The sequence below is a fragment of the Gemmiger formicilis genome, from assembly GCF_018784445.1.
In the GTDB taxonomy this organism is placed as follows: Bacteria; Bacillota; Clostridia; order Oscillospirales; family Ruminococcaceae; genus Gemmiger.
In genome coordinates, this window is record NZ_WQOH01000014.1 from 38,170 (window position 1) to 52,053 (window position 13,884).

General features: G+C 57.2%; 12 protein-coding genes. 11 read left to right on the forward strand and 1 reads right to left on the reverse strand.

Translation table 11 applies throughout. The annotated features are described in order from the left end of the window. Position 1: 1 nt before the first annotated feature. Positions 2 to 2,290 carry a hypothetical protein gene (locus GPK89_RS05150; protein WP_215691873.1) on the reverse strand — a complete coding sequence of 763 codons (2,289 nt, stop codon included), beginning with the start codon at positions 2,288 to 2,290 and terminating at the stop codon, positions 2 to 4. 410 nt (positions 2,291 to 2,700) lie between these two features. Here GPK89_RS05150 and GPK89_RS05155 point away from each other — a divergent pair, with 410 nt between their 5' ends. The 11 genes from GPK89_RS05155 (at position 2,701) to tig (ending at position 13,881) form a co-directional block, all read left to right on the forward strand. Then, positions 2,701 to 4,566, forward strand: a complete 1,866-nt coding sequence (locus GPK89_RS05155) for a TIGR03960 family B12-binding radical SAM protein (RefSeq protein WP_215691874.1) — start codon at positions 2,701 to 2,703, stop codon at positions 4,564 to 4,566. Then, positions 4,541 to 5,191: a TIGR03936 family radical SAM-associated protein gene (locus tag GPK89_RS05160; protein WP_252261488.1), complete on the forward strand. Its 651-nt coding sequence runs from the start codon at positions 4,541 to 4,543 to the stop codon at positions 5,189 to 5,191. The genes GPK89_RS05155 and GPK89_RS05160 overlap by 26 nt, the downstream gene beginning before the upstream one ends. 210 nt (positions 5,192 to 5,401) lie before the next feature. Further along, complete coding sequence (rplS, locus tag GPK89_RS05165) at positions 5,402 to 5,743, forward strand: 50S ribosomal protein L19 (protein WP_078784112.1); 342 nt, start codon at positions 5,402 to 5,404, stop codon at positions 5,741 to 5,743. 75 nt (positions 5,744 to 5,818) lie between these two features. Next, positions 5,819 to 6,376: a signal peptidase I gene (gene lepB, locus GPK89_RS05170; RefSeq protein ID WP_215691875.1), complete on the forward strand. Its 558-nt coding sequence runs from the start codon at positions 5,819 to 5,821 to the stop codon at positions 6,374 to 6,376. Beyond that, complete coding sequence (gene ylqF / locus GPK89_RS05175) at positions 6,373 to 7,320, forward strand: ribosome biogenesis GTPase YlqF (protein WP_252261489.1); 948 nt, start codon at positions 6,373 to 6,375, stop codon at positions 7,318 to 7,320. Before lepB ends, ylqF begins: the two co-directional genes overlap by 4 nt. Further along, a complete protein-coding gene (rnhB, locus tag GPK89_RS05180; RefSeq protein WP_215691876.1) occupies positions 7,286 to 7,930 on the forward strand; it encodes a ribonuclease HII in 645 nt (214 codons plus the stop codon). Before ylqF ends, rnhB begins: the two co-directional genes overlap by 35 nt. Further along, entirely contained in the window at positions 7,923 to 8,273 is a 351-nt protein-coding gene (locus GPK89_RS05185; RefSeq protein ID WP_215691877.1) for a YraN family protein, read from the forward strand. Before rnhB ends, GPK89_RS05185 begins: the two co-directional genes overlap by 8 nt. A 52-nt stretch (positions 8,274 to 8,325) precedes the next feature. Continuing rightward, on the forward strand, positions 8,326 to 9,774 hold the full coding sequence (gene thrC / locus GPK89_RS05190; RefSeq protein ID WP_215691878.1) for a threonine synthase: 1,449 nt from the start codon (positions 8,326 to 8,328) through the stop codon (positions 9,772 to 9,774). A gap of 27 nt (positions 9,775 to 9,801) precedes the next feature. After that, positions 9,802 to 10,485: a metallophosphoesterase gene (locus GPK89_RS05195; RefSeq protein WP_215691879.1), complete on the forward strand. Its 684-nt coding sequence runs from the start codon at positions 9,802 to 9,804 to the stop codon at positions 10,483 to 10,485. 5 nt (positions 10,486 to 10,490) lie between these two features. Beyond that, positions 10,491 to 12,392, forward strand: a complete 1,902-nt coding sequence (locus GPK89_RS05200) for a DUF6020 family protein (RefSeq protein ID WP_215691880.1) — start codon at positions 10,491 to 10,493, stop codon at positions 12,390 to 12,392. 97 nt (positions 12,393 to 12,489) lie between these two features. Next, positions 12,490 to 13,881, forward strand: coding sequence for a trigger factor (gene tig / locus GPK89_RS05205; RefSeq protein WP_215691881.1), 1,392 nt, complete (start codon positions 12,490 to 12,492; stop codon positions 13,879 to 13,881). Positions 13,882 to 13,884 lie beyond the last annotated feature (3 nt).

The window sequence follows — 13,884 nt, forward strand, 5'->3', positions numbered from 1 at the left end:
ATTATTTGGATTTACGGCGCTTTTGCAGCACGCAGAGGGCGGTGATACTGCCCAGCGTCAGAATGCTGAACAGGGCGGGGGAAGAGCTGTCGCCCGTCTGGGGGATAACACCGGATGCCTGCGCGGTGGGCGCGGGTGTGGCGGTCACAGTGGGCTGTGCCGTGGGCGCCGGGGTGGCGGGGGCAGCCGTTGCGGTGTTGTCGGCAGGTGCTGCCGTGGGCGCTGTTGTAGGCGCTGCTGTGGGTGCTACGGTAGGGATTGTTGTGGGTGCGGCGGTAGGGGTAGGTGCTTCGGTAGGGGCGGCAGTCGGTTCCGCCGGCTTCGGCGAAGGAGTAGGTGCATTTATACCATGTGCCGCTTTCAGCGCCGCGCCCAGGGGAAGAATGGTGACGGTATTATTTTTAGCGGTTGCTGGCTTCCAACGGTTTTCTTCGCCTTCGGTATCGTGATACCAGTCGTCAATGATTTTTCCGTCATCGTCCAAAACACTCCACTTTGCGCCGGGTTCCAGTTTAATGATGTTGAAGCTGTTGCCTCCTTTATTGGTATTATAAAGGTCATCACCGGCTGTGACGGCTTTGTTGTTGTAAACTTTGACGAGCGGCGAGAGACTCACAGTGCCGTATTCATTGTAGATGCCGCCGCCGTACTTTTTGTGTTCATAATCACGATCGTTGACATTAAAAGTGATATTGCCTTTGTAGGGGATGCTGTCAAGCTTGTTGTTTTCCGTAATTAAACCTGCATTAAGAACCAACGTGCCAGAACCTATGTCACTATTGCCGTTTTTGATGCCCCATGCGCCATTACGGCAAATTTCCAAATGTGCGTCGGCCTCAACGGTAGTAGTAGCATTGGGATAGTTGTCGAGACCGACAACGTTGTCATTCAAATATACCTGCGCACCGGCAAGAACGTTAAAATTGTTGCCGCCGTTTGCTAAACCAACGGCTGTACTGCTAGAAGAAAGCACAGCATCCTTTTGTACAGTCAAGGAACCTTTGCTGCCGTTGAAATCGTAAAGAGCGATTCCGGGACCCCAATGCCCCACGGAGGTCATCTTTGCACCGCTTTGCAAAACAGCGTTGCCGTTGAAAGCGATACCATAAATTGTGTCATACCGTGACTCGATTTCAGAAGTTCCGTCCACATCAAGATTGTGGACAAAAATGCCAAACGTGGAACCATTATTTTCCGAAATAACGCGGGAATGATCGGAAATAGTCATGGTTCCATAGTAGCAACCAATACCACCTTTGTGAGCGTAGGGGTCCCTTGCATCACCATTCCTGTTGACGTTTATTTCGGAATAATTAGTTACCTTGACATCTACTGGGTTGGCGGTGATGCCATTATGATAACAGTTTGTGGCTGTCAGAGTAGAATTGTTAGAGACATCAATTCGACCCTTGATGGTTTTATATTCGTCATTCTGGTCCGGATCAGAATCAATATAGATGCCGCTGCAACCGCCCTTTCCCTCTTCACCAGGGTTTACCGGAATTCTGTTCATAAACCCGCTGACGGTGAAGTGCGTATTATTCTGAATGCACAAGTTACCGCCGTTGTAGATGCACAGGCCGCTGCCGCCCGAGTCGTTAGGCTCGAGGTTCGTAATATTCACGATGGCGCACTCGTCCAGAATCAGTGTGCCGGGGCCAAAGAATACTGCAGAGATATTGGCATTTTCTTTATTGGCGTTGCCGGGGTTCGTTCCCGCATTGACAGTCAGCTCGCGGCAGTTCTTGATGGTCACTTCGCAGCGGGTCGCATAGATACCCTTCTGTTTCAGCGTTAAGCTGTGTTTGGCGGCATCCAGCGTAATCTTCTTCCACTGGTCAGCATTATCACCCGAACCGATAAACCGCAGGCCCTCGGTCAACTCCAAATCGCTTTGCAGCGTAATGGTAATGGTAGCATCGCTGCTTGTGGTGCCATTACATGCATCGGTAATCGCGGCTTGCAGCGTCGGATACTCAGTTTCGCCAATCTTAGCCACCACAGGGGCGGCAACACTGGGATTTGTCTGTCTCTCACTGTTATTGTTTTCCCCATTGGGCAAAGCATCATTACTGCCGCCGGGCAGCGCATCTTCCTTCACATTCCCGTCAGAATTCCCGTCAGAATTCCCGTCAGGATTCCCGTTAGAATTCCCATCAGACTGCACGGATGCCTCGCTGCCGATCGTTGGCTCATCCGGAAGGCTTGGTTCCCCTGCAAAGGCAGGGGTTGCAAAAGCAGAAAGCGCAAAGCAGGTTGCAGCCGCAAATATGAACAACCGTTTTCTCACAAGTACCACTCCTAAAACTGTATTATACCCTGTACGTATCCCTGACAAATTCCGCCGAAAAATACACGTACAAATGTAACGATAAATATATAGCAGTAATACTAGCATGTTTAAAACCACCTGTCAACACGCCCAAAAGTCCGGGGGGGGGGTATCCTGTAAATCGCGCAACAAATGCGCAACGTAACGCCGGTAACGCGCAGCGAAATCAACACTTTGCGGTTACAGTTGTGGCAGTTCGCTCAATCAAGTCTAAAAAAATTGTGCAAACTTCCGAAAATCAACCTTTTTTACCTTTTTGGCACATACAAAGGTAAATGGTTGCAATTTTGGCGGTGGCAGCGTATAATAAACTTACTATTGCCAAAAAGTGATTTACGGCACAATACAAACAAGGATGGTTCACCAATATGGCGGAATTTTCCCCGAAATTTAAAGAGGCTCTGAGTCTGGTACAAAAGCCGGGCCGTTACACGGGCGGTGAGCCGGGCTGCATCTACAAAGACAAATCCAAAGTGGATGTGCGCATGGCGTTCTGCTTCCCGGACACTTACGAAATCGGTATGTCGTTTCTTGGCGAAAAAATCCTGTACGACATTCTGAACCGCCACGAAAACTGGTGGTGTGAGCGTGCCTTTATGCCCTGGACCGACATGAAAGAACAGATGGAGCGGTTGGACATTCCGCTCTATTGCCTCGAGAGCAAGGATCCGCTGTGCGATTTTGATATCGTCGGCTTCTCGCTGGAATATGAGTTGGCCTACACAAACGTCCTGGCTATGCTGCGCCTGTCGGGTATTCCGCTGCGGGCGGCTGACCGCGACGAGCGCTGGCCGCTCATTATTGCGGGCGGCCCCTGCGTCTGCAACGCCGAGCCGATGGCGGATTTCTTCGACATTATGCAGCTGGGCGAGGGCGAGCAGATGCTGCAAGATATCTGCGCAACGGTTGAACAGGGCAAAAAGCAGGGCTGGAACAAAGAACAGCTGCTGCTGGCGCTGGCGAAGATCCCCGGTGTCTACGTGCCGTCCTTCTACGATGTGACCTACAAGGAGGATGGCCGCATTGAGGCCGTGACCCCGAACCGCCCGGGCATCCCGGCCCGCGTGACCAAGGCCATTGTCAAGGATATGGACAGTTTCACCCCGCCGGAAAACTTCGTTGTGCCGCTTGTCGGCGCGGTGCAGGATCGCGCCTGTGTCGAGGTGCTGCGCGGCTGCGTGCGCGGCTGCCGCTTCTGCCAGGCGGGCCAGCTCTACCGGCCTTTCCGCGAGCGCAGCCCTAAGCTCATCAGCGACAGCGCCCGTGCGCTCTGCCGCAACACAGGCTATGACGAACTGAGCCTGTCGAGCCTGTCCACCTCCGACCATTCCCGGCTGGAAGAAATTTTGGATAATTTGAACTCCTGGGCCGAGGCTGACCATGTCAGCCTGTCGCTGCCGTCACTGCGCGTGGACAATTTCTCGGAATCTCTTGTCGAGAAAACGACGAAGGTACGCAAAAGCGGCCTGACCTTTGCCGCCGAAGCCGGCACCCAGCGCCTGCGCGACGTTATCAACAAAAACGTCACCTGGGAGCAGATCGAGCGCGGCTGCCGCATTGCCTTCTCGGAAGGGTACACCTCGGTCAAGCTCTACTTTATGATGGGCCTGCCCACCGAGACACTGGACGATATCAAGGGTATTGCCGATACCGCCCAGCAGGTCGTGGATCTCTTCTACAAAATCCCCAACCGCCCGAAGGGCAAGGGCGTACAGGTGACGATCAGCGTGGCCTGCTTTGTGCCCAAGCCCGACACGCCGTTCCAGTTCTGCGCCCAGGACCGCCGCGAAGCCCTGCGCGAGAAGCAGAAATATCTGCTCAGCTGCGTGCATTCCCGCAAAATCAAGGTCAACTACCACGACAGCACCACCAGCGTGCTGGAAGGCGTTTTCGCCAAGGGAGACCGCCGCATGGGCCGCGTTATCGAGACAGCGTTCGAGAACGGCGCGTTCTTCGATACGTGGGAAGAATACTTTGACTATGACCGCTGGCTGGATGCCTTTAAGACTTGCGGTATTGACCCAGACTTCTACAACTACCGCGCCATTGGCCTGGACGAGGTCACACCCTGGGATCATCTTGACGTCGGCGTGACAAAGGCCCATCTGGTGCGGGAGTACAAAAAAGCGCTGGAAGCCAGGACCACCCAGCCCTGCAACCGCCAGTGCAGCGCCTGCGGTGCCAATAAACTGATCGGAGGACCGTGCTTTGACTACAATCAGGATATTCTTTGAAAAGTGCGGTGAGGCCGCGTATATCTCGCTGCTGGATTTGCAGCGGGTGTTCCACCGGATGCTGAAAATGAGCAGCCTGCCGGTGTACTATACCCAGGGTTTCAACCCCCATATCTACCTGTCCTTCACCTGCCCGCTGTCTCTGGGACAGGAGAGCTTATGTGAGAGCTGCGAGGTCAAGACCGAACAGGAGACAATCGACCCGCAAACCTGGATCGACGCTTTGCAGCCCTTGATGCCGCGGGGCATTGTCATCACAAAAATTGCCCCGGCGGTGGAAAAAGTCGGCGAGATCGAGACAGCGGCCTATGAGGTCACGATGCCGGCAAGCAGTGCCATTGCGCTGGATGCCTACAACAACGCCGAGCACGCCGAGGTCACGAAAAAGACGAAGCGCGGACAAAAAACGCTGGAACTGAAGAACTACTTAGACCGCATTGCCTACACGGTGGAGGGGGACACGGTGCGCTTTACGGCAATGCTGCCCTGCGGCAGCGGCGAGGCACTGAGCCTGAACCCCTCGCTGCTGACGGATTTCCTGCGCACCCAGGGTGCCGCCCCGGTCTGGCAGTGCCGTGTGCTGCGCACGCACCTTTATAATAAGGCGGGCAAAGACTTCGAGTAAGAAAAGCCTTCCCCCGCAGAGGATGGCAAAAGTTGAAAAAATCTTCGATTTTCTGTCAAAACCCCCTTGCCAAACTTCCTGCACAATGATATAATACTAAAGCGTTAGTGCCGCCGAGCCATCGGCGGGATAATGACACATCATTATACAGGCGGTCCTCTGACGAAACATCGTGTATGAACGTCGCAATAAAATGGAGGAATTCAAACCATGGACGCAATGAAGCATTTTACCGAGGGTATGATCAAAGAGAACAAGCCCCAGTTCGAAGTCGGCGACACCGTTCGCGTCTCCGTCCGTATCAAGGAAGGCGACAAGGAGCGTATCCAGGCTTTCGAGGGCACCGTTATTGCTAAGAAGCATGGCGGCATCGCTGAGACCTTCACCGTTCGCCGCACCTCTTACGGTGTCGGTGTTGAGCGTGTGTTCCCGGTCAACAGCCCGTTCGTTGAGAAGGTCGACGTCGTTCGCCGCGGCAAGGTTCGCCGTGCGAAGCTGTTCTACCTGCGCGAGCGCACTGGCAAGGCTGCCAAGGTCAAGGCACGTATCTGAGCATACTGAGAAAAGGGGAGGACGGTTGGCGTTCTCCCTTTTTTCGTATTTTTTTAGGAATGGGTGGTGGAAAGCATGGGTGCAGCGTTTGATGAATCGTTCAAAAAACGCTACCGCCGCAATAAGGAAGCGCTGGAATGGTACGACGCCCTGGCCATGGCCGTGGCAGTCATTGCCATTGTGTTCACCTTTTTTGTGCGCATCGTCAAGGTGGACGGCCACTCGATGGATCCGACGCTCTTCAACGGCGAGCGCATCCTCATCAACCTGATGAAGCAGCCCGACTACGGCGATATCGTCGTGGTGGACGGCTACACCAGTTACGGAAAGCCACTGGTCAAGCGGGTCATCGGCAAGGGCGGCGATACCATCGACATTGATTTCGCCGCGGGCATCGTCTATCGCAACGGCGTCGCCCTCGACGAGCCGTACACCGCAGAGCCTACCTATTTATATGAGAGCGTGGACTTTCCCATCACGGTGCCGGACAGCTGCCTTTTTGTGATGGGCGACAACCGCAACAATTCCACCGACAGCCGCGATTCCCGCGTGGGCTGCGTGGACGAACGTGACATTATGGGCGCAGCTATGCTGCGCGTACTGCCCTTTGGCAAGATAGGAGCGGCCGAATGAGCCAGAGCGACATTATCAACAGCCGCCAGATCCAGTGGTTCCCCGGGCACATGACCAAGACCTTGCGCCTGATGGAAAAGGAAATCCGCAACGTCGACTGCGTTTTGCAGATTCTCGACGCACGCATCCCGCTTTCCAGCCTGAACCCCGAGATCGAGCGCATCACCGCGGGCAAACCGCATTTATATGTACTGAACAAATCTGACCTGGCCGACCCCGAAATCACCAAGCAGTGGCTGGCCTACTTTAAGAGCGCGGGCGCGGGCTGCATTGCCATGGACTCCAAGCAGCGGGGCCGCGCCACGGCGACGAAAGGGTTGATTGAGAAAGAACTCTCTGCCCTGATGGAGCGCCGCCGCAACCGCGGCATGGTGGGTGCGGCCATCCGTGTGATGATCGTCGGCATCCCGAATGTGGGCAAGTCCACCTTTATCAACTCCTTTGCGGGCACGACCCGTGCAAAGGCCGCCAACAAGCCCGGCGTCACCCGCGGCAAGCAGTGGATCAGCGTTGACAACTTTGACTTGATGGATATGCCCGGCGTGCTGTGGAAAAAGTTTGACTCGCTGGAAACGGCGTCGAACCTCGCGTTCATCGGCTCCATCCGCGACGATATCCTGGACATTGAGGAGCTGGCCTGCGGTCTGCTCTCGAGCGTTCGCGGCATCTACCCCCAGCAGCTGCTGGCCCGCTACAAGCTGGATGCGGCGGCGCTGGAACTGCCGCCCTACGACCTGCTGCAGGCCATCGGCGCCAAGCGCGGGATGCTGATTTCCGGCGGCGAGGTGGACACCGAACGCGCCGCCAAGATGCTGGTGGGTGAGTTCCGCGCCAGCAAGTGGGGGCGACTCTCGCTGGAGCGCCCGCCTCAGCGTGCGATTCAAGAAGAAGCAGAAGAGGTGATCGACGATGCCCCGGACGACTGGGACGACGACGAGCAGTAACGAGGCGCTCTATGCCTTTGACGCCGCCAAACGCGCCGAACACGGCGTACTCTGCGGCGTGGACGAGGCCGGGCGCGGTCCTCTGTGCGGACCGGTCTGCTGCGCGGCGGTCATCCTGAACCCCGACGACCCCATTGCGGGGGTCAATGACTCCAAAAAGCTGACCGAAAAACGCCGCGAAGCGCTGTTTGAAGAAATCACAAACCGTGCCTTGGCGTACAAAATCGTATTTATCTCGCCGCAGGAGATCGACGAGCGCAACATCCTGTGGGCGACGATGGACGGCATGGCCCAGGCAGTGGCAGGGCTGGAAATAACGCCCGATTATGCGCTGATTGACGGCAACCGCTGCCCGCCGGGGCTGATACAGCCCGCCGAGGCCGTCGTCAAGGGCGACGCAAACAGCGCGTCCATTGCGGCAGCGTCGATTCTGGCAAAGGTCAGCCGTGACCGCTATATGCTGGAACTGGACAAGCAATACCCCCAGTACCAGCTTGCCAAGCACAAAGGCTACCCGACGAAGCTGCACTATGAGTTGATTGCACAGTACGGCATCCAGCCGTTTTACCGCCGCAGCTTTTTGAAAAAACAGGGCTACTGGCATGACTGACACCGGCCATATCGGCGAAGCGATTGCCGCTAAGTATTACCAGCAGCGCGGCTGGCTGCTGCTCAACCACAATTACCGCACCCGGATGGGGGAAATTGACCTTATTTTATATAAGGATGACACCCTCGTCTTTGCCGAGGTCAAGACCCGCACCGGTGCGATGCTGGATCGCCCGGCCGCTGCGGTGGATGCCCGCAAGCAGCAGCGATTGATTTTAGCCGCCCAGCAGTATTTGCAGTGCAGCCCCTACCGGGACGCAGCCATCCGCTTTGATGTGGTGGAAGTCACCCCCGCCGCCAAGGGCTGGCAGGTACATTGCATTCCCAGCGCGTTTGAGTGCTGAGAAGATATAGAGGAACGAAAGTACAAGAGAATAAGAGAAAGGGTGTAAACATATGCAGTATTTAAGCACCAGAGATTCCGCACTCCGCGTTTCCGCGCAGGAAGCAATCGTCCGTGGTCTGGCACCGCAGAGCGGTCTGTTTGTACCGGAAACTTTCCCGAAGGCTGATCTGGAAGGTTGGAAAGACCTTTCGTACCCCGTACTGGCTGAAAAGGTGCTGGCCGGTTTTCTGACCGAGTACAGCGCTGATTTCCTGCACACCGCCACCGCTGCTACCTACGGCGAAGCCTTCGGCGGCAAGGCGGGCGAGACGGTCAAGGTTCGCGACGGCCTGTATTCTCTTGAACTGTGGCACGGTCCGACCTGCGCGTTCAAGGACTACGCTTTGCAGCTGATGCCGAAGCTGCTGGTCGAAGCCAAGAAGATGCTGGGCCGCACCGAGACGACCCGCATTCTCGTCGCGACTTCCGGCGATACCGGCAAGGCCGCGCTGGCGGGTTATGCTGATCTCGACGGCATCGAAATGGAAGTGTTCTATCCGAACGACGGCACCAGCGAGATCCAGCACCTGCAGATGGCGACCCAGAAGGGCCAAAATGTGCAGGTCTACGCCGTGCAGGGCAACTTTGACGACGCCCAGACCGGCGTCAAGAAGGTCTTTGCCGACGCCGACGTTGCCGCCGAGCTGGAAAAGCGCGGCATCCGCCTGTCCAGCGCGAACTCCATCAACTGGGGCCGCCTGGTGCCGCAGATTGTCTACTACTTCTACGCCTACTTCCGTCTGGCTGAGCGGGGCGCGGTCGCATGGGGCAAGCCGGTTGACTTCTGCGTTCCGACCGGTAACTTCGGCGATATCCTGGCCGGCTACTACGCCAAGCAGATGGGCCTGCCGGTGGGCAAGCTGATCTGCGCGTCCAACAAGAATAACGTGCTGACCGACTTCCTACGCACCGGCACCTATGACGCCCGCCGCACCTTCTACAAGACGACGTCACCGTCCATGGATATCCTGATTTCCTCGAACCTCGAGCGCCTGCTCTACCACGTCAGCGGCAGCAGTGAGAAGGTCGCCGCCTGGATGCAGGAGCTCAGCCAGACCGGCAAGTACACCGTCGATGCCGAGACGCTGGCGAAGATCCAGGCGAGCTTCGCCGCGGGCTATGCGGATGACGCCGAGGGCGCAGCGGAAATCAAGGCCCGCTTTGACGAGGACAACTACCTCTGCGACACCCACACCGCCGTGGCGTTCCGCGTGGCCGAAGCTCTGCGCACCGAGGCTCCCATGGTCGTGCTGTCCACGGCAAGCCCCTTCAAGTTCCCGCGCGACGTGCTGACCGCCCTGGGCGAGACCGCTCCCGCCAGCGACTTTGCTGCTATGGCGGCCTTGACCGCCAAGACCGGCGCCGAGGCCCCGGCGTCCTTAAGTGAGCTGGACAAGCTGGAAGTGCGCTTCAAGACGGTCTTGCAGCCCGCGGATATCCGCACCGCATCCCTTCGTTAAAAACAACAACTAGAAAGTGAGGGCCGTATGGCCATCTTTGCAATCGGGGATATGCACCTCTCGCTGGGAACGGACAAGCCCATGGACGTTTTCCCGGGGTGGGAGGGGTACCTGCCCCGACTGGAAGCCAACTGGCGAAAGCTCATATGCCCGGAGGACACCGTTGTCCTGGCGGGCGACACCAGCTGGGCCATGAACCTGAACGACACCAAGGCGGATTTTGCCTTTATCCAAAACCTGCCTGGCCAGAAATGGCTGCTGAAAGGCAACCATGACTACTGGTGGACGACGACTCGCAAGATGGAGACGTTTTTGGCCGCCAACGGCTTTGACACGCTGCACATTCTGCACAATAACGCCTGCATCGTGGGCGATGTGGCGCTGTGCGGCACCCGGGGCTGGCCCTTTGACGATGTGGCTGCCCAGGGGGAAAAGCTCATGGCGCGCGAGGCTGGCCGCCTGCGGATGAGTTTGCAGGCGGCGGGGGAGACGCGTGAAAAAATCGCCTTCCTGCACTACCCGCCCATCTACCCGGGCGCACAGGCGCAGGAGCTTGTGGATGTGCTGAACGAGTTCCATGTGACCGAATGCTGCTACGGCCACCTGCACGGCAAGTCCATCCGCTATGCCATGCAGGGCGAGCGGGACGGCATCACCTACCGTCTGATCTCCGCCGATGGCCTGTCGTTCTGCCCCTATAAAATACGGTGAAGCCTATGAAGCAGAAAACAAAAGATATCATCCGGGCGCTGCTGCTGGGGCTGCTCTGCACGTTGGCGCTCTCCGCCGTCATCACGGTGGCGGATACCGAAACCGCCTGCACCGATCTGATGATCGGTATGCAGTACGAGACGACCGGCCTTGACCTGGACGCCGCGCCGGGGCTGCTGGTGGGGCTTGTCAAGCTGCACCAGAACTTCCCGCTGGACGCCTGGGTCTGGGGGCCTGCGGTGGCGGGGCTGGCCGCGCTGCTCTACTGGGTGCGCCGCCAGCGCACGGCCAAGCCCAGATGCGCCGAGCTGGTGCTGAGCATTGTCTTTGGTGTCGCCGAGGTGCTGGGCCTGAGCATCTGCAAGCTGGGCAGCTGGGCCTTCGTCTTTAAAAATCCCTATCAGGTCTTTGTGGGCGCTGTCTGCATGGCCGGGTATGGGGTGTTGTTCTACCACGCTGTCTGGGGCTTGTACGCCCTGCTGGGACGGCCTGGCGGGGCAGAAGCTGAACCGGAAAACCGCTTCGCCCGCCGGTTCGCCAGGGCCCCGGGCTGCACGTCGTCGCTGCTCATCGGCGCGGCATGGCTGCCTTGGGTGGCCGTGTTCTGGCCCGGGTCGGTGGACTGGGACTCCTGGGGGCAGATCTCCCAGGTCATCGGCAAGCAGGAAATGACCGCCCACCATACGGTGCTGTCCACCTGGCTGCACGGCTGGCTGTTCCAGCTGGGCCGCGTCCTGGGCAGTGATAACCTGGGTGTGTTCTTCTACATCGTCTTGCAGTTCATCGTCTGTGCCTGGGTGTTCGGGCAGGTGGCGGCCTTTGCGGGCAAGCTGGGCTGCTCCCGCGGGGTGCAGTACGCTGTCACGGCGTTCTTTGCGCTGAACCCGATTTGGGGCGTGTTCATCCAGACCCAGGTCAAGGATACGCTTTACACCGGTCTCTTTGTGCTGTTCGTGCTGAAAACCGCCGATCTGTTGCTGTTCCCGCAGGAATGGCAGGGGAGCCGCAAACGCCTGGCCGCCTACGCGGTGCTGGGCATCCTCTGCTGCCTTTTGCGCAAAAACGGCATCTACGCCGTTGTGCCGATGGTGCTTGCTTCGGCTCTTGTGCTGACTGGTAAACAGCTGCGCAAACCACTTCTGGCGGTCATGCTGGCGGTGGTCATTGGCTCCTTCGGGTTTGATGTATTCACCGAAAAAGTCCTCGACATCCCGGCGGGCAGCGTGGGGGAGGCCCTCTCGGTGCCGATGCAGCAGACGGCTCGCTATGTCCGGGACTTCGGCTATGACGTCACCGACGACGAGAAGGCTGTCATCAATGAAGTGCTTGACTATGACAGCCTGGCTCAGAGCTATATGCCGGAACTTTCCGATGGCGTAAAGCAGTACTACAAGAATCCCAGCAAGGGTGGCCTGGCCCGCTATATGCTGACCTGGGCCAAGACGCTCTTCAAGCACCCGGTCTGCTATTTTGAGGCCCTGCATGCCAACTCCCACGGCTATTACACCATCACGAAATGCCGGGCTATCAACGATTACTACACGTTTAATAATGACACTTGCATGCAAATGTTTGAAATGGACGTCCACTATCTTGATAAATCCGGCTATCTGCGGTATGCTTTTGTACAGGCGCTCTCGGCGTTTGAAAAACTGCCGCTGGTGGGGCTGATCACGTCCATCGGGTTTATGGCCTGGCTCACGGCGGTGCTGGGGGTCTGGCTGGCGCGGCGCAAAGCAAAGCAGACGCTGCCGATTTTTATTGGCCTGGGCATTTTCTGGCTGACCTGCATCGCGTCCCCGGTCAATGATTGTATGCGCTATTTCCTGCCGATTGCGGGGTGTCTGCCGCTGATTTTCTGTCTGGCGCTGTATTTTTGCAAGAAAAATGCAGAAAAATCCGCTTAGTTTGTTAAAATTTTAAAAACAGGGCTGGTATTTTCTGCACAGGCATGGTATAATAACTTGTATTTTTATGTACATCTATTTTTGGAGGAATTTATAAATGAAACTGATTTCCTGTGAAAAGCTCGAAAAGAGCATGGTCGAACTGCAGTTCTCCATTGACGCGGAGACCTTCAAATCTGCCGTCAATACCGCTTTCAAGCGCGAGGGCAAGAAGTACGCCATCCCCGGCTTCCGCAAGGGCAAGGCCCCCAAAGCCATGATCGAGAAGATGTATGGCAAGGATCTGTTCCAGTATGACGCCATCAACGACCTGTTCCCCGAGAACTACGAGGCCGCCGTCAAGGAGGCTGGCATTGAGGCCGTCGGCCGTCCTGATCCCGAGGTCGTCTCCATGTCCGAGGACGAGGGCGCTACCCTGAAGGTCAAGGTCGCCGTCAAGCCCGAGGTCGAGCTGGGCGAGTACACCGGTTTAACCGTCAACAAAGATGTCAAGACTGTGGATGAGGCCGATGTTGACGCTGAGATCAAGCGTATGCAGGACCGCAATGGCCGTCTGCTGACCCGTGAGGGCGAGGCCCAGAACGGTGACACCGTCGATATCGACTTCGAGGGCTTCGTTGATGGCATTGCTTTCGAGGGCGGCAAGGCTGAGCACTACTCTCTGGTGCTGGGCTCTGGTTCCTTCATCCCCGGTTTCGAGGAGCAGGTCGTTGGCCATAAGGCTGGCGAGGCCTTCGACGTCAACGTCAAGTTCCCCGAGGAGTACCAGGCTGAGGAGCTGGCCGGCAAGGACGCTACCTTCAAGATCAAGCTGCACAACGTGCAGTACAAGGAACTGCCCGAGCTGGACGACGACTTTGCCAAGGACGTCAGCGAGTATGACACCCTCGATGAGCTGAAGGATTCTATCCGCAAGGGCATCCAGACCAACCATGAGAAGCAGGCTGACCAGAAGGTCGAGAACGACCTGATCGACCAGGTCGTGGGCGGCATGAAGGCCGAGATCCCCGACGCCATGATCGAGAGCCGCATCGAGGAGCTGGTTCAGGACTTCCAGTACCGTATCTCCCAGCAGGGCCTGAAACTGGAGCAGTACCTCCAGTACATGGGCATGACCATGGAGCAGTTCAAGGAGCAGTTCCGTGAGCAGGCCGACAAGCAGGTCAAGATGCGCCTGGCCATGGAGGCTATCGTCGCCAAGGAGTCCATCGAGGCTACCGAGGAGGAGTTCGAGGCTGAGATCAAGCGCATTGCCGATGCTTACCAGATGGAGGCCGACAAGGTCAAGAGCCTGGTCGATGCCGCTGCCGTCAAGAAGGATCTGGCTGTCAACAAGGCCATCGACTTCGTGAAGGAGAAGGCTAACATCGTCCTGGGCGCTGCCGAGGAAGAAAAGAAGCCCGCCAAGAAGACCACCCGCAAGACCACCAAGAAGGCTGCCGCCAAGAAGGACGAGGAGCCGAAGGAAGAGGAGACCCAGGGCGAGTAATCA